Source organism: Lysobacter sp. Soil_N_51 (assembly GCF_057655755.1).
The window spans coordinates 524750-547050 of the sequence record NZ_JBDGLR010000004.1 but is presented as its reverse complement, the minus strand read 5'-3'; the positions used below and the strand labels follow the sequence as shown (position 1 = coordinate 547050).

16 protein-coding genes are annotated in these 22301 nt (G+C 66.9%); 7 read left to right on the top strand and 9 right to left on the bottom strand.

Translation table 11 applies throughout. From position 1 onward, the window contains the following. Window positions 1-8 precede the first annotated feature (8 nt). A complete protein-coding gene (gene ligD, locus AC3A4T_RS09585) occupies window positions 9-2729 on the top strand; it encodes a DNA ligase D (protein ID WP_487675177.1) in 2721 nt (906 codons plus the stop codon). A 168-nt stretch (window positions 2730-2897) separates the two neighbouring features. Here ligD and AC3A4T_RS09580 read toward each other — a convergent pair whose 3' ends face one another. After that, window positions 2898-3425 carry an MgtC/SapB family protein gene (locus AC3A4T_RS09580; RefSeq protein ID WP_487675176.1) on the bottom strand — a complete coding sequence of 176 codons (528 nt, stop codon included), beginning with the start codon at window positions 3423-3425 and terminating at the stop codon, window positions 2898-2900. 222 nt (window positions 3426-3647) lie between these two features. On the opposite strand from AC3A4T_RS09580, the gene AC3A4T_RS09575 reads away from it, so the two are divergent. The 5 genes from AC3A4T_RS09575 to AC3A4T_RS09555 all read left to right on the top strand — a co-directional run bounded on the left by AC3A4T_RS09575 (window position 3648) and on the right by AC3A4T_RS09555 (window position 5782). Next, complete coding sequence (locus tag AC3A4T_RS09575) at window positions 3648-3830, top strand: hypothetical protein (RefSeq protein WP_487675175.1); 183 nt, start codon at window positions 3648-3650, stop codon at window positions 3828-3830. A gap of 121 nt (window positions 3831-3951) precedes the next feature. After that, entirely contained in the window at window positions 3952-4323 is a 372-nt protein-coding gene (locus AC3A4T_RS09570) for a BON domain-containing protein (protein ID WP_487675174.1), read from the top strand. Window positions 4324-4556: 233 nt separating this feature from the next. Beyond that, entirely contained in the window at window positions 4557-4877 is a 321-nt protein-coding gene (locus AC3A4T_RS09565) for a DUF3247 family protein (RefSeq protein ID WP_487675173.1), read from the top strand. A 52-nt stretch (window positions 4878-4929) separates the two neighbouring features. Next, on the top strand, window positions 4930-5553 hold the full coding sequence (locus AC3A4T_RS09560; RefSeq protein ID WP_487675172.1) for a GIY-YIG nuclease family protein: 624 nt from the start codon (window positions 4930-4932) through the stop codon (window positions 5551-5553). A 37-nt stretch (window positions 5554-5590) separates the two neighbouring features. After that, window positions 5591-5782 (top strand): hypothetical protein, encoded by a 192-nt coding sequence (locus AC3A4T_RS09555; protein ID WP_487675171.1) that lies wholly within the window; start codon window positions 5591-5593, stop codon window positions 5780-5782. 52 nt (window positions 5783-5834) lie between these two features. Here the strand turns inward: AC3A4T_RS09555 and AC3A4T_RS09550 are convergent, their stop codons facing one another. Beyond that, window positions 5835-6413: an alpha-ketoglutarate-dependent dioxygenase AlkB family protein gene (locus AC3A4T_RS09550; protein WP_487675170.1), complete on the bottom strand. Its 579-nt coding sequence runs from the start codon at window positions 6411-6413 to the stop codon at window positions 5835-5837. A 95-nt stretch (window positions 6414-6508) separates the two neighbouring features. Beyond that, a complete protein-coding gene (locus tag AC3A4T_RS09545) occupies window positions 6509-7789 on the bottom strand; it encodes an MFS transporter (protein ID WP_487675169.1) in 1281 nt (426 codons plus the stop codon). A gap of 160 nt (window positions 7790-7949) precedes the next feature. Here AC3A4T_RS09545 and AC3A4T_RS09540 point away from each other — a divergent pair, with 160 nt between their 5' ends. Continuing rightward, on the top strand, window positions 7950-8783 hold the full coding sequence (locus tag AC3A4T_RS09540; protein WP_487675168.1) for an AraC family transcriptional regulator: 834 nt from the start codon (window positions 7950-7952) through the stop codon (window positions 8781-8783). A gap of 499 nt (window positions 8784-9282) precedes the next feature. On the opposite strand, the gene AC3A4T_RS09535 is transcribed toward AC3A4T_RS09540, so the two are convergent. The 6 genes from AC3A4T_RS09535 to AC3A4T_RS09510 form a co-directional block, all read right to left on the bottom strand. Further along, window positions 9283-11595, bottom strand: a complete 2313-nt coding sequence (locus AC3A4T_RS09535; RefSeq protein WP_487675167.1) for an alpha-amylase family glycosyl hydrolase — start codon at window positions 11593-11595, stop codon at window positions 9283-9285. Window positions 11596-11786: 191 nt separating this feature from the next. Continuing rightward, on the bottom strand, window positions 11787-12452 hold the full coding sequence (locus tag AC3A4T_RS09530) for a class I SAM-dependent methyltransferase (protein ID WP_487675166.1): 666 nt from the start codon (window positions 12450-12452) through the stop codon (window positions 11787-11789). Beyond that, window positions 12449-15196: a glycosyltransferase gene (locus tag AC3A4T_RS09525; protein WP_487675165.1), complete on the bottom strand. Its 2748-nt coding sequence runs from the start codon at window positions 15194-15196 to the stop codon at window positions 12449-12451. The genes AC3A4T_RS09530 and AC3A4T_RS09525 overlap by 4 nt, the downstream gene beginning before the upstream one ends. 2 nt (window positions 15197-15198) lie before the next feature. Continuing rightward, on the bottom strand, window positions 15199-18417 hold the full coding sequence (locus tag AC3A4T_RS09520) for a phage tail protein (protein WP_487675164.1): 3219 nt from the start codon (window positions 18415-18417) through the stop codon (window positions 15199-15201). Window positions 18418-18420: 3 nt separating this feature from the next. Then, window positions 18421-20583: an ATP-binding protein gene (locus tag AC3A4T_RS09515; protein WP_487675163.1), complete on the bottom strand. Its 2163-nt coding sequence runs from the start codon at window positions 20581-20583 to the stop codon at window positions 18421-18423. Next, window positions 20580-22301 (bottom strand): hypothetical protein, encoded by a 1722-nt coding sequence (locus AC3A4T_RS09510; RefSeq protein WP_487675162.1) that lies wholly within the window; start codon window positions 22299-22301, stop codon window positions 20580-20582. The genes AC3A4T_RS09515 and AC3A4T_RS09510 overlap by 4 nt, the downstream gene beginning before the upstream one ends.

The window sequence follows — 22301 nt, the reverse complement described above, 5'->3', positions numbered from 1 at the left end:
CGTTGTCGATGAGCCTGCGCGACTACGTGCGCAAACGCCGGCTGGAAGCGACTCCGGAACCCGGGGTCGAGCAGGCGGGCGCGAAGGCGGGCGCCAGATCGCGGCGCACCCGCGCGCAACCGATCTTCGTGGTGCAACTGCATCACGCCCGCGCCCGCCATTACGATTTCCGCCTGGAAGCCGACGGCGTGCTGAAGAGTTGGGCGGTGCCGAAGGGCCCGTCGCTGCGCGCCGGCGAACGCCGGCTGGCGGTCGAGGTCGAGGATCATCCGCTCGACTACGCCGGTTTCGAAGGCGACATTCCGCAGGGCCACTACGGCGCCGGCCATGTCGATATCTTCGATCACGGCACCTGGCACAGCGACGGCGACCCGCTGGAACAGATTGCCGCGGGCAAGCTGGATTTTGAATTGGACGGCGACCGCCTGCACGGCCGTTTCACTTTGGTCAGGACCCGGCCCTCGGGCCGGCAGCGGCAATGGCTGCTGATCAAGCGCAGCGATGAACATGCGCAAGACAGCGATGCCGATGCGATGGTCGAGGCGATGGGGGCGGGTCTAGATACGCCGATCAGCACTGCGCGTTCGCGTGGCGCGACGAAGACAGCCAAACGGGCCGTGAAAAAGTCGGCGGTGAAAACGGCCGCGAACGCTAGCGATAAAAATGTATCGGAGCCGACGACACGAGCGGTGAAAGCCAGGCCCGTGTCGAAGGAATCTGTCGCGAAGAGATCATCCGCGAACGCATCGACCGCAAGCACGGAGTGGCGCAAGCAGGCGCTGGCCTTGCCCGGCGCGGTGGTTGCGACGATGCCCACGCAGATCGATCTGCAACTGGCGACGCTGCGCGAGCATCCACCTGTCGGCGGCGATTGGCTGCATGAGATCAAATGGGACGGCTACCGTTTGATCGCGTACCGCCAACGCACAACCCGGCTGGAGTCGCGCAACCGCCTGGATTGGACCCGACGCTTCCCGGCCTTGACCGAGGCGGTGGATGCGCTGCCGCTGCGCAGCGCGATCGTGGACGGCGAACTGATCGCGCAGGACCGCGCCGGCCACAGCGATTTCGGCGAACTGCAGCGGCGGCTCGAAGCCGGGCAGGTCGATGCATTGCGTTATGTCGTGTTCGATCTGTTGTACCTGGACGGGATGGACCTGCGCGGCGCCGCGCAGTCGGCGCGGCGCGATCTGTTGCGCGCGGTGCTGGCGGCGGGCGAGGCCTCGCCGCTGGCCTTCAGCGAGCACGTGCAAGGCCCGGCCGATCAGGTGCTCGCGGCCAGCGCCAAGGCCGGGCTGGAGGGCATCATCAGCAAGCGCGCCGATGCGCCGTACCGCGGCGGCCGCAGCCAGGCCTGGATCAAGCTCAAGCACAAGGCCGACGAGGAATTCATCGTGGTCGGCTACACGCCGCCGAAGAACAGCCGGCAGGGCTTCGGTTCGTTGCTGCTGGCGCGTCCCGAGAACGGTGGGCTGGTGTATGTCGGCCGGGTCGGCAGCGGCTTCAACGACGACACCTTGCGCAGCCTGACCCGGCGCCTGCGTGGCCTGCACACCGAACAAGCCGCGGTCGAATTGCCCGAGCACGTGCCGTTCTCGCGGCGCAGCGTGCATTGGGTCGAACCGCAACTGATCATCGACGTGCATTCGCGCGGCCGTGGCAAGGAGGGCCTGATCCGGCAGGCCAGCTTCGCGCGCTTGCGCGAGGACAAGCGCGCCGCCGATCTCGACGCCGCATCAGCAAAGAAAGATCGGGCCGGACGGGCGCGCGCCGCCGTCGTCGATGTCCGCGCGAAGTCGGTTGCGAAATCCGCGGCGAAATCGCCGGGCAGGTCATCCACGAAAGCGTCGGCCGCCGAGGAGCAGGGCATGTCCGAACTACGCATCACCCATCCCGAGCGCATCGTGTTTCCGGGCGCGAAGATCAGCAAGGGCGAAGTCGCCGACTACTACCGCGCGGTCGAGCGCTGGCTGTTGCCGGAACTGATCGACCGGCCGGTCTCGCTGCTGCGCTGTCCCGACGGCATCGGCTCGCAGTGTTTCTTTCACAAGCACCACAGCGACGGTTTCGGCCCCGATGTGCACCCGGTTAGCCTGCGCGAATCCGCGGGCCAAGCCGATTACGTCTATGTCGACGATATCCACGGCGTGCTGGCGCTGGTGCAGATGAATACCCTGGAGTTCCATCCCTGGGGCGCGCGCCGCGACAAGCCGGACAAGCCCGATCGGCTGATCTTCGATCTCGACCCGGCCGAAGGCATCGCCTGGACCGAACTCAAGCGGGCCGCGCGCGAAGTACGCGACCGTCTGGCCGAAATCGGCCTCGAAAGCTGGGTGCGTCTGTCCGGCGGCAAGGGCGCGCATGTATGCGTGCCGATCCAGCGCGGGCCGGACTGGCCGCAGGTCAAAGCGTTCTGCGAAGCCTTCGCCGACGCGATGGTGGAGAACTCGCCGTTGCGCTATGTCGCGACCGCGTCCAAGGCGGTGCGCAAGGACCGCATCTTCATCGACTGGCTGCGCAACTCGCGCGGCGCGACCAGCGTCACCGGCTGGTCGCTGCGCGCGCGCGAGGGCGCGCCGGTGGCGATGCCGCTGCGTTGGGAGGAATTCGCGCGCAGCCGCGCTTCCACCGATTTCGATCTGGGCAAGGCCCTGAGCAGGGCGAAGCGATTGCGCAGCGATCCGTGGGAAGGGTATGCGGCGAGCCGGCAGCGATTGCCCAAGCTCTAGCGGAATGCCTTGGCCCGAAACCGTAGAGTCGACCTACTTCCGCAGTGCACGATCTCCCACCTTGCGACTATCCCGCTCTAGCTCCCTCTCCCGCTAGCGGGAGAGGGCCGGGGTGAGGGAAGCTCGAAGCCCGGTCCCGCCTGCACGAATTCGATCCGTCATAGCACTCTATTCGTCGCGTCGCGTCTGATCGCGTGCCGCATCTCCACCACTATCGTCGTCGCCCTGCACCCGGGTCATTCTCCCGAGCCCGAAGCGACGCTCGCTCCAGTTCAAAACGGTCAGCACCAGCAAAGTCAGCACCGTCGCGGCCACCGCGAGCAGGTGATAGCGCAGGCCGGTGCACGCGCCGATCACCGCGACCATCAGCAGCGAGGCCGCGGTGGTGATCCCGGCGACGTCGCGCCCGCCACGCCAGGCGAAGATTGTGCCCGCGCCGATGAACGACACGCCGCCGATCACCGCTTCGACCAGGCGCATCGGGTCCATGGTCACCATGAACGGCAGGCGGAAGCGCGGGTCCATCATCGCCAGTTGGCCCATGCCGATCAGCAGCGACGAGGCGCCGGCCACCAGCATATGCGTGCGGAATCCGGCCGGCCGGTTCTTGAGTTCGCGTTCGAATCCGATCGCGCCGCCGAGCACCATCGCATACGCGGCGCCGCCGACCACCCACAACTGATCCATGAGTTGCATGAATGCACTCCGCTCGATCGCCGTTGACGATTCATGGATAACGGCGGCGCCGTTATTCGAATGTGACCGGCATCTGCCCGCGATCAACGTCGTTCGCTGAAGGATTCATCGTGACGCGACGACGATGAACCGCACACCTCGCGCTAACACCGCACTGGCCTGCTCTTAACTTGAGCGCGCGTAGGTTCGGTGGCGTACCCACAGGCTTCAGGGAGAGCGACCATGCCGCGCGGCGACAAATCCTCGTATACCGACAAGCAGAAGCGTAAGGCCGAGCACATCGAAGCCGGCTATCGCGAGCAAGGAGTGTCCAGGCAGGAAGCCGAAGAGCGGGCCTGGCGCACCGTCAACAAACACGATCACGGCGGCAAGAAGTCGGGATCAGGACGCAAGGACCATCACTGACCGCACCGGGCGCATCGCATCGCGCCTTCGATGCAAGCAGCAGCAAGCGACATCTTTCCAAGCGACAGTTTCAATGAGCGACCTTCGAGACCAAGCGTCTCAGCCAACGAGGAATACCCCGATGAACAACACTCATACCCACTCCATCCGCATCGCCACCGCCGTGCTCGCCCTGGCCCTGTCGGGCGGCGCGTTCGCGCAGAGCGCGGGCACCCCGACCGGCAACGATCCGGCCACGGCCGCGGCGAAGAACGACTCGGCGCAGCCGGTCAGCGACACCTGGATCACCACCAAGGTCAAGACCGAATTGCTGGCGTCCAGCGAGGTATCGGGCACCGACATCAAGGTTGAGACGGTCAACGGCGTGGTCAAGCTGTCGGGTACCGCCGACAAGGCCCAGGCCGAGAAGGCCAAGTCGATCGCGCACAATATCGACGGCGTCAAGAGCGTGGATACCAGCGGGTTGATGGGCGGCAAGAGTGCGAAGAAGTAATCGGCCCCTGAAGAGAAAGTAATCAGTGCTGAGAAGTGAGGAACGAGAGTAAGGCAAAGGCGAACCAGGTAAGTCATCGGGCGTCGGCGCGTGAAATGTCCATGCGCGCCGGCGCCTGTCGACTGACGTGGTTTCGGCGCTATTCGCTTCACCGGCATGCCCGCTTCGGCGGTATGCGTTCAGCGGCAAGGGCGGGCCGGAACCTCCGGTCCGCCCGCCACGGAGAATTCGCGATGACCCAGACAGCCGACCGCGTCTACACCGATCCCGCCGATATCGAGCGATTGCGCCAGTTGATCGCGCGCTTGCCGGACGCGGGCCTGGTCGACATCGTATTGATCGATGGAAGCCGTCAGTCCGCGGTCGTGACCGTGCGTCCGAGCCTGCAGACCTTTCTCGACAGCGACGGCAACGAAGGCATCAACGCGGTCGTGCGGCTGGACGATCCCGAGATCGCCAACGGCAGCCGTTATCTGTGGATCGACGAGATTCTCGACATCCATCCCATCCAGTCCGACGAACGCGCGTTCGCCGAGCCCCCGCAGCGACCGTGACGGCGCGGCGGCAAGCTCGGCCGCTGAGACGCCGATGCGGAATCATGCCGGTATGTCGTTCCTGCACACCCGCAATCCAGACACCGGCCCCGGCTGCAGCGAGGGCGTTTGCCATGTCTACGTGTTGCCCTGCGCTTACGAGGATCTGCTGAAGCTGGGGTTCTCGCGCAATCCCTTGGCGCGGGCGCAGGCGCTGCAGGCGCGCTATTTCGAATTCTTCGACCTGGACCGCGCCTTTCTGATCGAAACCGAGACCGTGCGCGATGCGCGCGACCTGGAGCTTCGTTTTCGCCATGCCTTGCTCGAGCACAACGCGCCGGCGCCGTTGACGATTCGCCGCGAAGCCGGCGGTCACAGCGAGTGGTATCGCGGCGCTTACGCGGCCTTGGCCGGGCAGGCCGATTTGCTCGAGGCTCAGGGACACACCGTGCATCGGCCGTCGCGCGGCTGGTTCGCGCGTGAACTGGCGGCGCAGGGCGATCAGTTGTTCGAACGCGGCTCGATGCTGCTGGCGCAACTGCAAGGCGACCTGGACTGGCTGCGGCGCCCGGAACTCGGCCCACTGCGGCGCAACCTGATCGACGCGCTCGATGCGCATGTCGCGCTGGAGATCGACCTGGAACCGCGCCTGCCGCAGGCGCTGCTCGACTGGTATCGCGGCGATCGGCCGGCATAAACCGCCGCACCGAGCTCACTCATTGGAGCCTACGATCATGACCCCGCTCGACAGACCCTTGCGCCGTGAAGTGGAGATCGACGGCAAACCCTACACGCTGATCCTCGATCGCGAAGGCCTCAAGCTCAATGCGAAAGGACACAGAAAAGGGCTGGCGCTGAGCTGGACCGATCTGGTGTCCGGCGATGCGGCGCTGGCGGTGGCCTTGCAGGCTTCGACGGCCGACTGATTGCGGCGGATTGATCGCGGCGGGTTGGTTGCTCGGTGGCGTGGGGCCGCGGTCAGAACCTTCGCACCCGAAACGCCAGGCTGATGCGCGGATCCAGCACGCCCGGTGCCTTGGGAATGCCGTGGTCGTAGTGGAACTGCGAGGCGTGGCTCATCACCACCAGGCTGCCGGCTTCCAGCTGCATATGCCAGCACTCGCGCGGTTCGCGCTTGGCGCGGATGGTCATGCGCCGGGTCGCGCCCAGCGACAGCACCGCGATCGGTTGGCCGGGCGCGAGGTCATGCACTTTGTCGTTATGCGGCGCGACGCTGTCGTGGCCGTCGCGATACAGGTTCAGGCCGACGCTGTTGAACGGCGCGTGCAGCACCTGCGCGACCCGTTGCGCGGTGTCAGCCAGCAGCGGCGGCAATGCATCCTGGTCGAGACGGTAGCTGGCCATGCGTCGCGGCACCTCGACCAGTCGCTCGTACATCATGCGTTGCTGCGAGGTCCATGCGGCGTGGGTCAGCAGGATGTCGAACAGGCGTTCGCACCACCGCGGATCGAACACGCCGGGCAGATAGCGCAGGCCGCCCTCGGCGTCCTGCACCGGTTGCTGCGGTTCGCTGTCGAAGAAGGAAGCCTGATGCATGCGCCATCGTGCCCGGCGGTAATCCCGCTATCTGAGACACGAATCTGTGGGCGCGCGCGCGGCTTGCAAGGCGCGCGCTTCGACAGACGCCGCGGTCAGCCCGGATGCTTCTCCAGCTTGGGCAGGAACCACGCCATCAGGCCGATCGCCGGCAGGTAGGCGCACAGGCCGTAGACCGCTTCGATGCCGATATGGTCGGCCAGCTGGCCCAGCGCCGCCGCGCCCAGGCCGCCCATGCCGAAGGCGAAACCGAAGAACAGGCCGGCGATCATGCCGGTGCGGCCGGGGATCAGCTCCTGCGCGTACACCAGGATCGCCGCGAACGCCGACGACAGCACCAGCCCGATCACCACCGTCAGCACCGTGGTCCACAGCAGGTTGGCGTGCGGCAGCATCAGGGTGAACGGCAACACGCCGAGGATCGAAAACCAGATCACGTAGCGACGGCCGATGCGGTCGCCGATCGGCCCGCCAAGCAACGTGCCGGCGGCGACCGCGCCGAGGAACACGAACAGGTGCAACTGCGCATCGCGCGCGGTCAGATGGAATTTCTCCATCAGGTAGAAGGTGTAGTAGCTCGACAGGCTGGCCATGTAGAAATACTTGGAGAAGATCAGCACGCCGAGCACCGCCAGGGTCATGGCGATGGTCTTGCGCGGCAGCGTCGGCCGCGCGACCGCATGCGCGCGCGCCTTGCGGTGGGCCGGGATCTGTTCGCGATACCACAGGCCGATGCGGCTGAGGATCACGATCGCGGCGAGCGCGGCGAACGCGAACCAGGCGACGCTGCCCTGGCCGCGCGGCATCACGATGTAAGCCGCGAGCAAGGGCCCGAGCGCCGAACCGACGTTGCCGCCGACCTGGAACAGCGACTGCGCAAGACCGTGGCGGCCGCCGGAGGCCATGCGCGCGACCCGCGAGGATTCGGGATGGAACACCGACGAGCCCGAACCGACCAGCGCCGCGGCCAACAGCAGCATCGGGAACGTGGTTGCGCGTGACAGCAACAGCAGGCCGGTCAAAGTGAAACCCATGCCGATCGCCAGCGAGTACGGCATCGGGCGCTTGTCGGTGTAGATGCCGACCAGCGGCTGCAGCAACGAAGCGGTGACCTGGAAAGTCAGGGTGATCAGGCCGATCTGGCCGAAATCGAGCTGGAACGATTGCTTGAGCAACGGGTACAGCGCCGGCAGCAGCGACTGGATCATGTCGTTGAGCAGATGGCAGACGCTGAGCATCGCCAGGATCGGCAAAGCGATCTTGTTGGCGGTTTCGGCGGCCGGCGCGGGCGCGGCGTCGAATGGCGGAACGTGAGCGACCGTCGGCGCGTCGACTAGGTCGGCCGTTGCCGCGGCGGGGGCATCCAGGGTGGTCATGGGCGGGGCCAGGAGAGAACGGGACTGCGGTCGGCGGCTGTCGGGCGAGGGCGTCTGAATCGGCGTCGCGTTCGAGAGGTACCTGCTGCGCTGACCAGTAGACGCCGTCGCGACACTGCCCGCACTATCATTCAGGTCAACAATCTGCGAGATCGGGCCAATGCGCAACGTGCAAGCGATCCTGGCCGACCAATTGCCCGGCCGTATCGTCGCGACCTCGAACGAGTACCCCAGCCACCACCGCATCGCGCGCCACAAGCATCGGCGCTCGCAACTGCTGTACGCCGCGCACGGGATCATGGTGGTGGGCACCGAGACCGGGCGCTGGATCGTGCCGCCCGAGCGCGCGGCCTGGGTTCCGTCCGGCATGGCCCACGACGTACATGTGCTGGCGCAGATCAGCACGCGCAGCATCTACATCGAACCCGAGGTCAGCGCCGCGTTGCCGCGCGATTGCCGGGTGATCGGGGTGTCGCCGCTGATGCGGCAATTGCTGCTGGAAACGCTGGATCTGCCGTTGCAGAGCGAGTCCGGCAGCGGTTCGCGTCCGGACCTGATTTATTCGTTGATCGTGCATGAGATCGAACGCGCGCCGGTGCTGCCGCTGGACATTCCGTTTCCGGCCGATCCGCGCCTGGCCAAGCGTTGCCGCGCTTATCTGGCGCATCCGTCGCCGCACGACAGCATCGACGACTGGTGCGCGGATCTGGCGATGAGCCGGCGCACCTTCACTCGGCGTTTTCGCGCAGAAACCGGGACGAGTTTCGCCCAGTGGTGCCGGCAGGCGGCGATCTTCGCGGCCTTGCCGCGGCTGGCCGCGGGCGAGGCGATCACCGCCTTGGCGCTGGACCTGGGTTACGAGAGCGCATCGGCGTTCACCACCATGTTCAAGCGGCTGATCGGGATGCCGCCGAGCCGGTATCTGGCGGTATCGAATCCGATGCGGGACGTGGCGGTGCCGATGCGGGCGACGATGCGGGGGTTGGATGGGTGAGCTGGGTTGGCGTTTGATTAGGGTCGGTGGCGAAGCATCGCGATGCGTGTTGGCTATGCGACATCGTGTTTGCGTGGACGTTGTAGATTCGCGGTCGCGGCTTGCGCCGCTCCTACAGGTAGGGCATGTAGTTCGGCTTGCGCTTGAAGTCGCGCAGTTCATCCAGCGCCGCTTCAGGACCAGGCAAAAGCGACATGGCCTACCTGTAGGAGCGGCGCAAGCCGCGACCGCGAACCTACAGCCACGACGCCAACCACATCGCCGAATGTCCAGAGGCTTCAGCGTCATCTATCCAGAAGTCATTCCCGCGAAGGCGGGAATGAAGAACTGAGGTGTCGCGCTGAAGTTCTGGACGATTCCTGCTTCCATATTTCCGGCTCCCGGCTCCCGGCTCCCGGCTCCCGGCTCCCAACTACCAATCCCGAATCCCGAATCCCGAATCCCGAATCCCGAATCCCGAATCCCGAATCCCGAATCCCGAATCAAAACCCCACCCACCTCACTTAGCCACCAACACCAACACCGACCTCCCCTGCATCGCATACGTCGTATTCTCCCCGCCGATCAGCGTCTCGCTGCCAGGCAAGGCCACCGTGTTCGGCCCCTCGTTCCAGGTCGCCGTATCCGTCACCCGATACCACTGCTTTCCGGTTCCCGCCCACGGCAGGACGAAATTCACCGGACCCGACCAGCCGTTGTAGGCGACGTAGATCGCGCTCGCGCTGTCGCCGAACTCGCTGCCGTCGATACGCCACGCCAGCGCATGGTTATCGCTGCCGTTGAAGTACGCGCTGTCGGCCTGGGCGCCGTCGGGCTTGAACCAGCGCAACTGCTCCATGACGTTGCCGTTGTTGTCCACGCCGGAATAGAAGCCGATCGGACGCAACGCCGGATGCGCCTTGCGGAACGCGATCATGCGCTTGGTGTAGGTCTCGTGGTCGGCCTCGATGCTGCTGCGCGTCCAGTACAGCCAGTTCGCCGCCGAATCCAGGTTGTAGGTATTGTTGTTGCCGAACTGGGTGCGCAGCGCTTCGTCGCCACCGGTCATCATCGGCACGCCCGCGCTGAGCAGCACGAAGGCAAGCCCGGTGCGCGCGGCCTTGCGCTGTTCGGCGACCACGCCGCCCTGATTCCAGCTCAGGTTGTGGTCTTCGCCGCCGTCGGACGGGCCGTACGGCCAGGGCTGGTTGTTCTGCTTGCTGTCGTAGGCGTACAGATCGTTCAAGGTGAAGCCGTCGTGGGCGACCATGAAGTTGATCGAATGCCAGGGCTTGCGGCCGTCGTCGCCGTACAGATCGCTGGAACCGGAAAAGCGCGAGGCCAATGTGCCGGGCGTGACCGTTTCGACCCCGAGCTTGTTCTGCTTCTTGCGCAGCGCGTCGCGGTACAGGCCATTCCATTCCGCCCAGCCGGCCGGGAAATTGCCGACCTGATACGAATTGCCGCCGATCGCCCACGGTTCGGCGATCAGGTCGATGCCGGCGCCGCCGCCGGCCGCGCGCGGCGGCAGCTCGGCGCTGATGCGGTTGAGCGCGTTGCCGCTGTCGGTCTTGTCGAAGTTGAAGCAGCCGTGCTGGCAGCTGTTGCCCAGCACCGAGGCCAGATCGAAACGGAAGCCGTCCACGCCGAGCGTATCGCGCCAGTAGGCCAGCGAATCGACGATCAGATTCTGCGCGATCGGATGGCGGGTGTTGTAGTTGCCGCCGACGCCGGTGTTGTCCCACGGGTACTGGAAATCGCTGCTGAGCGAGTAATAAGCCGGGTTGTCCAGGCCGCGGAACGACAGCAGGTTGTACACGGTCAGACCGTCGCTGCCGCCCCAGGGGCCGCCTTCGCCGGTGTGGTTGTAGACCACGTCGATATAGACCTTGATGCCGGCGTCGTGGAACGCCTTGACCATCGCCTTCCATTCGCGGGTCGGGCCGCCGGCGCTCTTGTCGAAGGCGTAGCGGCGGTCGGGCGCGAAATAGTTCAGGGTCATGTAGCCCCAGTAGTTGTCGCCCGTGGTCGAATTCGGATCGACATCGTTCTGGTCGTTCTGGGTCTCCTGCACCGGCAAGAATTCCACCGCGGTGACGCCGAGCGCGGCCAGCGCCGCGGCCTTGCGCGCGGCGCCCTGGTAGGTGCCGCGTTCGGCCGCGGGCACGCTTGTGTCGTTGCGGGTCAGGCCGCGCACGTGCACTTCGTAGATCACCTCATCCTTGAGCGCGCGCGTGGGTTTGCTGCCGATCGAAGTGGTGTCGGCCAACAGCGCCACGCCCTTGCTCGCGCAGGCGCCGCTGTCCTTGTTGCGATGGGTCGCGCCGCTGGCGTAGATGGTGCCGTCGGTGCAGGCGGCGGTGTTCGGGTCTTGGCTGATCTCGCGCGCATACGGATCGAGCAGCAGCTTGTTCGGATTGAAGCGGTTGCCGGCGCTGTCGACATCGCTGAGGAAACCGGTGCCGCTGCCCTTGGTCCAGGCCGCGTTGTACGGCCAGTTAGGGCCCCAGGCGCGATAGCCGTAGTAGACCGTGCCGGTGATGCCGTAGCTGTTCTTGATCGTCGTCACCGCGACCGACTTCGACCACACCTGGCTGGCCGCGTCCTTGGTCAACACCAGCTTGGCGACTTCCTGCGCGCCCGACGGCGTCTTGTACAGCCACACTTCGATCCGGGTGGCGCGCGAGGAATACACGCGGAAGTTGAGATTGGCCTGGCCCGCGTCGTAGCGCGCGCCCAGTTGCTGGCTGTCGATCGCGGCCCGCGCCGCACCCGTGTGCAGGCCAAGGAGCGATGCGAGCATCCATCCGGCGGCCATGATCCATGCTTGCATCCATGTGTGCTTGGCAGTGTGCATCGCGCTGAGTTCCGCTACGCGCCCGGCATGGCGCGCGATCGACTCTACGGCGTAGCCGCAGTGCAGCACCGGCGGCTGCAATCGTATTCAATGGCCCATTGCGTGATCGATGGCCGTGTTGCGCGATGCGCTAGCGCGCGGGCCGCGCTGACTAGCCGCCGCGGCGGTCAGCGCGGCGGCCGGTCCCAACCGATCTGTTCGATCCTTCCGTCGAAGCCCTGCCGCACCGGCATGGGGAAGAATGCCGCGAGCCGCTCGATATCGCCGGCATCGTGGCGCAGCGCCGGCAACTGCGCGCGCCGCGCCGGCACGATCACCGACAGGTTGTAGCCGTAGGTCTTGAGCCGCGCGTCGCGGCAGTCGATGCCGGCGACGATCAGGTTGTACAGCAGCAATCCGGCGTTCCACAGGGTCAGGTGCCCACCGACGATGCGCGGCCGCGCCGGCGGCACGGTGATCGCGAGCAGCCCGTCGGGCTTGGCGAAATGCAGCAGCCGCTGCAGAAAGCGGCCGACGTTGGGCTGGTGCTCCAGCGCGTGCGAGCACCACACCACATCGAAGCGCTGCTCGCTGGCGTAGTCGTCGAAATCGCCGACGAAGTCCGGAGCGAAGCCGCCGTAGGCTTCGAACGAGATCGTGGTGACCTGCTTGCCGTGGGCGCGCAGGTGCTGGGCCTGACGGCCGTTGCCGCAGCCGACATCGAGCACGCTGTCGAAGCTGTAGTCTCGCAGCAGCAACGACAGGGCCTGGTCGCCCAGCCACGGCGGCGCCGGCGATTTTGTAACGACGCGCAGCAACCGTCTGGCGCGGGCGGGACGGGCCAGCGATTTCATGCGACCGCCCGCTGTTTGTCTTCGGCTTGGCCTTGCGCCAGTTCCGCCGCCAGACGCAGGTTCGTATCGAGCCACGCACGCATGCCGAACTCGGGGCATTGCGGCGGCATCTGTTGGCGGCGTTGCTGCCAGATGTCGCGTTGGGCGACGACCTCATCGATCGCCTGCGCCATCGCGGTCACGTCGTCGACCAGCTGGCCGCGTTCGCCGTCGCCGAGCCATTGCGGCGCCCAGCCCACATGCGGCGCGATCACCGGCACGCCGGCACGCAGCGCGTCGAACAGCGGCCACGGACTGCAATCGGTGCGGCCGTTGACGACGACCGCGTCCAGGCGCGCGATCCACTCCGCGCAGCGCGACAGTGGATGCCGCGACACCGGCCACAGCGCGCACTCGATGCCGGCGCGCTTGAGTTCGCGCGCGGCCGCATCGAGGCGTTCGCCGACCAGCACCACCCGCAGCGGCCGGCGTGCGAGTTTCACCGCGGCGACGAATTCGCTCAGCCCGCTGGGATCGTTATCCGATGTCGCATCGGGCGACCATTTGCCGGGCCGTCCTACCCAGCCGAGTTGCGCCGGCCCATCGCGATTGATCGACAACGGCGCGCCATCGCCCCAGCCGACCGGCTGCATGCGCCAGCGTCGCCGCGACAGATCGATGCCGGCTTCGGCGAGCACGCGCTGTTGATCGGGATGCGCGAGCATCAGGCCGCCGCAACGCGCGACATCGGCGCGCACGCCGCCGGAGCGGTACAACTCCGCGTCGCCCAGATCGTGCAGCTGCACCAGGCTGCGCATCGGATCGGGCGCGCGGCCGGCTTCGCTGGCGCGCAGGAAGATCCACGCATCGGCCTGGGCCAAGGGCCGTTCGCTCGCCGCGACTCGATACCCCGGCAGCGGCGTTGCGGCCAGCGCCTGTTTCCAATGTTCGAACAGCCAGCCTTTGTGTTCGGCGACCACGTTGACGACCGGCGGCGCGGGCGGCTGCGGTTTGGCCGCGCGGGTCACGATCGCGCGCGGCGGCGGCCGCACGATCACCGAGCCGGTGCGCGGCATCGGCCGTTCGCGCAGCGCCAGTTCCAGCAGGCCGGCGACACGTTGCGGCTCGGCGGCTTCGGCCAGGCTGATCTGATGCGCGATCAGATGCCACGCATAGGCGCGGCGACAGGCGCGCGCCTGTGGGTCGTCCACGCTGGCCTGCAACTGCGACCAATCGCGCGGCGCTTCGGTGAGGAACGGATCGTTGATAAGCGGCGGGTTCGCGCCCCGGCTCGGCCACACATTGCGCCCCAGCACGATCGCCGGCACGTCCCACAGCAAACCATCGTGGGCGACATTGCTGTTGAGGGTGAGAATGCCGCGGCAGGCGCCGCTGCGCAGCATCTCGTGGATATTGCCGCGGGTCTGCGGCCACAGCAGATCCTGCCGGCGACGCAGCTGCAAACGCAGATGCCGATTGCCGGTGCGCGCATCGGCCGGATGCTGCTTGAAGATCACCGGCCACGGCGGGTCCATGCGCGAGACGTGATCGATCAGGGCCTGCATCGTGCGCAGACGCGCCGGCGCATGACGGACTATGTTGGTGTCGGACTCGATCTGCAGCGGCACCAGCAGGAACTGCGCGGGCAGGTTGCTCGCGGCCGGGCCGCTGGCCTGCATGTACTGGTAGTAGCCGCTGAACGCGGTCGACTTGATCGCATCCAGGCGCTGCTCGAGTTCGGCATCGCGTTCGGGGTCGAGCGGCTGGCCGTCCCACGCGAACGGCGCGGCATGCGAATCGGCGTTGATGCCGCGCGGACTGATCTGGTAATCCCAGCGCGGCAACCAACCGTGCTCGCAGTACAGGGTCGGCCCGGAAGTGCTGTAGCCGCGCCCGTTCCAGACGATCGACAGCACGCGCGGGTTGCGCGCGCTGGCGCGCGGATCGCGCACCACGCTGTGGCCCAGTTCGGCGGCCGAGCGGGCGAGGGTGTCGAGCAGATCGCCGACCAGGCCGGCGGAACGTTTTTCGATCGCGACTTTCATGCTGGGACTCCGGGCCTGCGCGATGCGGGCGGGTGCGGGAAGGGCGACAGGTTCGGCCGAAACGGCAGCGCGCGTCGTCGCCGCGGGGCGTTCGTACCAGCCTGGGTCGTCGATACGGCCGCGCGGCAACGCGGTCAGCCGGCTGACCGAACTGAGGTTGATCAACTCGACGCCGCCTCGCCGCAGTGCCGTTGCCAGGCGGCCGTACTGCGCATCGATTTCCTTGAGGCGGCCGGCCAGCGAATGCCGCCCGGTGATGGCGAAGAAATGATCGTCGGTGAAGTCCACCCCGATCAGGCCGATCCGGCGCGCGCCCATCAACGCGGCCAGGCGCACCGCCACATACGGCGAGTTCTGGCTGTAATGCAGTACGCCGTCGGCCTCGGCGTCGACGCCGCCGTACTGGCCCAGGCGGAAACGCACCACCGGCGGCCGCACCGCGCCGAGTTCGAGCTGGGTGAACAGGACTCGCGCATTGGACCGCTCGACGAAGGCGTAGCGATCGCCCTTGAACTGCTGGCGCGGATTGAGCACGACCAGACAGGTCGGATCGAACAGACGGCCGACATCGTTGACGCCTATCGTCAGCAGGTCGTGCGGACGGTGCAGTTCCAGCAGCGACGGGCCGCAGCCGCAGACCACGATGTCGGCGCCGCGCAGGGTGTCGCGGTAGTCGCGCAAGGCGGGTGTCGGACGGCAAGACGGCAGGGTCGCGTCCATGGTCACAACTCGGAAATGTTCATCGACGGATCGATCGCCCAGGACCGCTTGATCCGGCGCACGTGATTGCGCAGCTGGGTTTCGGCCATGTCCGGGTGCCCGGCGTCGAGGTGCTGCTGGATCGCGCTGTTCTCGCGGCTGTTGCCGATGAAAAGGTTCTTGGTGTAGCCGAAGAAGTTGCCGTAGCGCCGGGACGCGGCGTCGACGATCGCGGCCTGGTTGAGCGGCGAGTTGACCGGGGTGCGCGCTTCGCCGATCGAGGCGCGCTGTTCCAGCAGCATCTTGCCTTCGGACCATTTCTTGCCGACCAGGAACGAAGCGTAGTGAGCGGACATGTCGAACGAGGACACGATGTGGCGGCGCGCAAGGCCCTTGCGCAGGTTGATCATCTCCTTGTCGGCATTGCGGCGCAGATCGGTTTTCTTCGTGTGCTGGGCGGCGACCTTGCGTTTGTGCTCGACCGAGAAGGTCGAACGCGGCAGCGAGAACTTCTTGATCGGCTCGTCCTTGGCGCCCCAGGTGGTCAGGGTGCCGGAGATGTGCGCGCTCATCGTGCCGAGCTTGCTGTCCAGGTCGCCCATCAGCTTGTCGGCCTCGTTGGCCGACTTGCCGGCCGCGGCGGCCTTGTTGTTGTCGTCGAACACAGCGAGCTGTTTCTGCAGGCTGGCGATGGCCTTTTCGTGGCTCTTGGTGGTGCCGATGGGCCCCTTGCGCTTGGCCGCGGTGACGCTGCGCGCGTCGGCGGCGCGGTCGAGGAAGGTCGAGGGTTTTTCCGGGGTCGAGCGCAGCACCAGGCGGGCGCCGCCGCCGCTGCCCTCGAAGGTCAGGGTGTGCTGTTCGCCGCCGCCGCTGACCGGTTTCTTCTTCTTCCACCAGTTCAGCACCTTCATCACCCCGGCCTTGATCGCGCCGAGGAACTTCTTGATATAGGCGACCGCCTTCTTGATCACCTTGTCGATCGCCTGATCGACCTTGGCCTGGACCTTGAGGATGAAGCCCTTGATCTTGGCGCTGATGCCGCCCAGGCCGATCAATGCGGCCAGGAAGCCGATCAGGATCGGCACCGCGTTGCCCAGCGCCTGTTCGACCTTGCTGATCGCGCCGCCGATCGAGCCGGTGGCGATGGCGTGGATCGAGTTGATGACCGATTCGACGAATTCCATGATCTGCGCGGCGCGTTCGATCACGAACATCACCACGTTGATGATCATCATGATCGCCTGGATGATCGCTCCCGCCGGGTTGAACATCGACACGACCTTGGCCACCGCCTTCTGCACGATGGTGGTGACGATCCAGTCCTGGATCGCGCCGATCACCATCTCCTTCAGGTTCGACAGGTCGCCCTTGATCTGTTCCCACAGCGCGGCCGGGCCGCCGCCGATCAGGGTCTGCAGGTAGCCGACCAGTTTCTCTATCACCGTCACCGCGGTCGGACCGAGCAGTTTCACCGCCTTGGCGCGCATGCGGTCGTAGGTGATGCCGAGCACGCCGAGCACCAGCTTGAGGATCGAGACCAGCGACAGGTCGCCGGGGATCTCGATGCCGGCGCTGGCGAGCGCGCCGAACAGCCACTTCATGAAGCCCTTCTTGAGGTGGTCCCAGATTCTGCCGGCGAACGCCGCGAAACCGCCCTTGACCGCGGCGATCAGGTTGGACAGGAAGCCGCCGGGGTTGTCGAGGATCAGGTCGATGGTTTCCTGGCCCTTGCGCAGGATGCCCATCAGCTTGTCCTTGAATTCCATCAAGGCCTTGGCGACTTCGGCGATCTTCTCCTTGGCCTGGGTGACCAGGCCCTTGTTCGCGTCCTGGATCGCCTTGAGCGCTTCGTCGGCCTTGTCGAAGGCTTCCTTGTACTTCTGCGCGAGGCCTTCGGCGAGCTGTTGTTTCTTGTCGTCGATACCGGACTTGAGTTCGCCGAACTTGTCGGCGTACTCGGCGGTGAGTTGCGCGCCGCGCGCGCGCACCGCCGGCGACAGCGCGGCCTGGGCGGCGGCGATCTTGCCCTGGGCCTGGGCGACGTCGTTCTTGGCCGCGGCCAGTTCGCGCTCGACCAGGTTGGCGACCTTGACCGCCAATGCGTCCATCGCCGAGGTGAACAGCTTGCGTCCGGCCGCGTAGAAGCGGTTGACCTCCGGCGGCAGGTCGAGGATCTGGTCCCTGATCCACAACAGCGAGCCGCCGGGCATCAGCAGATAACGCTCGAGCTTGTACTTGAACAGTGCGTCCTCGACGTAGCTCTTCATGCTGTTCAAGGCCGCGTCGGTGCCTTGATCGAACAGGGTATTGACCGTGGTGTCGAGCCTCTCCAGGCGTTTGTCGACCGCGGCCTTGGCGGCGTTGAAGGTGGCGACGACGAAGTTGCTGAACTTGCTCAGTTCCAGTTCTTCGCGCGCCTTCTGCTGTTCCTGCTTGGATGCGACCTTGGTCTTGCTGCCGCCCTTGGTCGCCAGCAGGCTGCTCACGCCCTTGCCGGCGACGCCCTTGGCCTGCGCGCCGGCCTTGCCGAGCGTCGCCGCTTCCTTGCCGCGGTATTGCGCCGGGCCGGCGTCGGCCTGTTTGTGCACGGCTTTTTCCGCTTTCATCACCGCCGAGAAACGCGGGTCGTTGGCGTTGCTCAGGCGGGTTTCGGTCTGCTTGGTCGACTTCTTGGCCTCGGCGACCTCGGTCTTGCTGTCCGCCAGCGAAATCTCCGCGGCCGGCTTGGGCGCGGGCATGGCCGCGGCGGCGTCGACCTGCGGCGCGGGCGTGCCGGGTTCGGGCGGAATCGGCGTGACCGGTTTGGCGGCGACGCCGGCTTCCGACGGCGCGGCGCCGGAGTTCTGCTTGAGGTCGCCGGTCGCGGCTTGTTTCTGGTTGCCGACTTCGCCCTTGAGCGAGCTCTTGATGTCGTTGCCCGAGCCGCCCTTCATGAATCTCTCGGTGTCGCCCAGGGTCTTGGGCATCACCTTTTCGATTTCCGCGCGCAGCATCGACAGGAAGCTGGCGGTCTGCGGCTTGGGCGTGTCGCTTTGTTCGAGCTTGTCGACCTGCTTGGCGCGCGCGCCGGCGGCTTTTTCGTTGGCCGGGCCCTTGGCGGCCTTGGCCGATTCGTCGGACTTGCGCGCCGGCGGCGGGTGTTGCTTGAGTTTTCGGGTGTCGGCCTCGAGCTTGGACACCACGCGCTTATAGCGTGGATCGGAACGCGGATCGGCCCGCTTGGCGATGCGCGCGACGGCCATGGGTCAGGCGCCCGGAATCGACGGTGTGATCGAGGGTGTGACCGAACGGGCGAGCGAGGATGCGAGCGGGCGCTGCTCGCGCTCGCTCACGCGCATCGGGCAGTTGCCGCCGATCTTGCGGTACTCGCGCGCCAGCGCCGCCTGCAGGTGCGCGGTGCCGAGCGGCCCGCCGCTGCGCAGGGCGAGCAGGCGCGCATGCACGACCACGTTGCGCCACTGGCCGCCGCTGAGCGCGCAGCGGCTGGCCGCGTCCTGCAGCCAGGTCTCGTCGCAGTCGCTGTCGCCCAGGTGCAGGCGCACGATTTCGTAGCGCCGCCACGCGTCGGGCGCGCGGAAGTTGATTACCACGTCCATGCGCCGGGCGAAGGCGCGGTCGATGCGATCGGCGGCGTTGCTGGTGACCACCAGGATGCCTTCGAACGATTCGATCCGCTGCAGCAGGAAATTGGTTTCCAGATTGGCGTAGCGGTCGTGCGAGGAGCCGACGTCGGTGCGGTTGGCCATCAGCGCGTCGCCTTCGTCGAGCAGCAGCACCACGTCGAGTTCCTCGGCGGCGCTGAGCGCGCGGTCGAGATTCTTCTCGGTTTCGCCGAGGTATTTGTTGACAGCCGAAGCCAGGTCGATGCGGTACACGTCCTTGCCCAGTTCGACCGCGAGCATGCGCGCGGCCAGGGTCTTGCCGGTGCCGCTGGGGCCGGCGAACAAGGCGCGCACGCCGACCCCGCCCAACGCGACCGTGGCTGACGCGCCAGCCAGCGGCTCGCGCCATTGGCAACGGGTGACGAGCGCGTCGATCTCGTCGCGGGTGAGGTCGTCGACGATCAGTTCGCTCAGTGAACCTTCGGCCGGCAATCGCGTCGCCAGCGTGTCCAGGCGCGCGGTCGGCAGGCCGCGGCAGGCGCGGCGCAGGTCCTCGCGCAGCGGTTGCTCGCGTTGCGCCAGTCGCGCGAAGGCGCTCGCGCTGGCCGCGACCTGACGCAGATGGCCGCTGGACAGGCGCCGCCATCCGGCCAGTTCGCTTAAGCTCTGCGCCGACGCCTGCGGCAGGCAGGCACGCCAATGCGCCGTCCGCTGCTCCGGGCCTGGCAGCGGTAGTTCCACATCGAGCACCGGCCGATTGCCGGCGCAGGACCAGGCGCCCTGACGGTTGGTGACCACCAGCAAGGGCGCGTCGACCAGGGGCAAGGCGGCCAGTTGCCGGGTTTCGCCGGGCACCGAATCGGCTTCGATCGCCGGCACCGCGTCGAGCATCGCAGCGAGCACGCCGAACAAACGCCAGCGGCTTTCGTCTTCGAACACGCTGGCGTCGGCCCACAGCAGATCCTTGCCGAGGGCGTGCGCGAGCACGCCGGCCAGGGTCTTGCGGCCGTTGCGCAGCGCGCCGCGGATCAGCAGGGTCGGCGCCGCCGCCTCGCTGCGCAGCGCCTGCAACAGCAGTTCGCAGTGCAGGTCGTCGGTGGGCGCGATGTAATCGTGCAAGCGCGGCAACTGCGCGCGCGGCAGATGCCGCAGCCAGCGGGTGGCGGTGAGTTCGCCGCGTAATCCGTCCCACACGGCCAACTGCACTGTGGGCGTCCAGTCCGGTCGCGGCGCGTCCTGGTTGGGCAATTGCAGCAGTCCCAGTTCGATCAACCGGTGCAGCGAACGCCGCACCGGATCGACGCTGTCGCCGCCGTCGTGGTCGCGCCACCAGGCCATCAACAGGCCGAAGCTGGGACGGCCGTCGCGGCGCAGGCCGGCGTCGAATCCGCCGTGGCGCTCCTGCGCCTGGTCGCGATGGGCGTGTTCGAACAGTGCGCCGAAGCGCGGGTCTTCCTCGATCAGGCCGACCGCGAGCAGCAGTTCCAGATCCAGCGAACACAGGCCGGCGCGTTGCAAGGCGAGCAGGGGCAGGGACGTTTGGCTGTCGTGCGCGGCTTGTTCCCAGGCGCTCAGCGCCGCGCGCCAGTGCAGCGCGAGCGCATCGACGTGACCCAAGGTGCTTACGATTTCCTCGACGTAGTCGGCCAGGAACGGATGCAGTTGTATCGCCGTGTCGACGTCCTCGGCGCAGGCTTCGGTCAAGCGCGCGATCACCACGTACGAGGCGAGCTTGAGGTGTTGGTCGGCGCGATAGGGACAATCGGCGAAGACGTCGGCGGTGGTCGCGGCGGGCAGGGCGTTCATGCGCGGTCTCCAACGCGGACGATGCGGTCGGGGCTGATCGTGTCGGAGCCGGTGCTGTCGAAGCCGGCGCCATCGAAATGGAAGCGGATGCTGCGTCCGGCCGCGGGAATCCAGCCCGGATCGCGATCCAGCCCGGCGATGCGCAGCGACAGCGGCAGGCTGGCCAGCGACAGATGCACGTCCAGGTGGGTGAGGTCGCAGCGCACCCGCGCGCGATGGCGACAGACTTGCGCCGGAAGATCGGCGTCGCCCGCGTCCAGGCCGAGTGCGAGTGCGATGCGCGCATGCAGGTACGGCAGCAGGCGATCGAGCCAGCGCTGGGCCGGTCGCCGCGAATGGGCCGGCGATGGCGAACGGAGCATGCGTTGCAGCGTGGCGCCGCGCAGAGACTCGCGCGTGGCGCACAGGTTCGCGGCTTGAACGGCGGGCGAGAGCGCGCGATCGCGCGGCTGGTCGAACACGACGAAACCTTGCGGGTGCCATATGAGCAGTCGGTCCGCGTCGGCGCGATAACCGAGGCGATCCATTTCGCCCCAGGGCCGCAGCCAAGCGTCCGGCATCGAACCGTCGCGGCCGGGCTCGAAATCGGCGCCGGGTGATTGATGTGCGCCGCGACCGGCCAACTTCGCCAATACGGCGTCCAACGGGTCGTTGCGGAACGCGGCGCCGAACCAGGCGCGTGCGATCATCGCCAGCCAGTCCCATGGCGAAAGCGCGATGCCCGGCGTGCGCGGCGAAGTGAAGTCGCCGTACAACTCGAGCGCCAGGGCGACGTTGAGTAGATACAACAACCCGCCGAACTCGGTGTCGATGGCGTGCGCGCTGTGTTCGTCGCCAAAAGGCTCGGGTGGCGACGGCGTTGGCGAGTCATTGATTTGCGTCGCTGGATCGAGGGTGGGCGAGGGGATGGTTCCGGTTTCGGCGGCGTCCATGTTTGTTGCGCGGTCGGAAGCGGTTGGTTCGATCCTTTCTTGTGTGTCGGGCTCGCTCGTGGCTGCGGGCAGTCCAGCCTGCGTGGATGTTGCCGGCAGATCCGGTTCTGTAGCGATTACACGTGGCTGGACCGTGGTTGCGGCAGATCGACGAAGCACTTCCCGATCAGACGCAGCCGCCTGATACGTTCGAGACTGCTCTGCCACGAACGCCTCGCGTGCGCCGATGATGCGGACAGGCGGTGAAGCGCCGGGTCTCGTATCGCGGATGTCGCCGATCGCAGGTTCATGGCGCGCGGGCGCGGCGGGTTCGATCCCGGCGGCGGCCTGCGAATCGATCCAGCGGTTCAAAGTGTCGACGAATTCCCGGCTGCGCAGCCAGTTCGGATCGTGCATCGCCACCCGCGCATGCGCGAGCAGACGTTGCGCCTGCGCACCCAAGCGGGCGCTGAGCAACTCCGGCGCGGCCGCAAGCAGGCGCGCAACGGCGCGCGGCGAGGCGGAGAGTGAAGTCGAAACCCGTGCGGTATGCGTTGCGGCAGTCGTTGATGCCTTCGCTATCGGCGCGGTACTCGCGATACACGGGTCGGGCATTCCCGGCGCGACATTGATATTGCGATTGTCGAGGTCGGGCGAATGCGATCGCCGCGTCGGGCACTCCACCGAGGACACCGCGTAGTCGCGTACCAGCGCGTCCAATCCACGCGCCGCATCAGGGTCCGGCAATCGCCGCAACCACGCGACCGCGTCGCCGCGAGCGCACAGCATCGCCAGCAACGACACCAC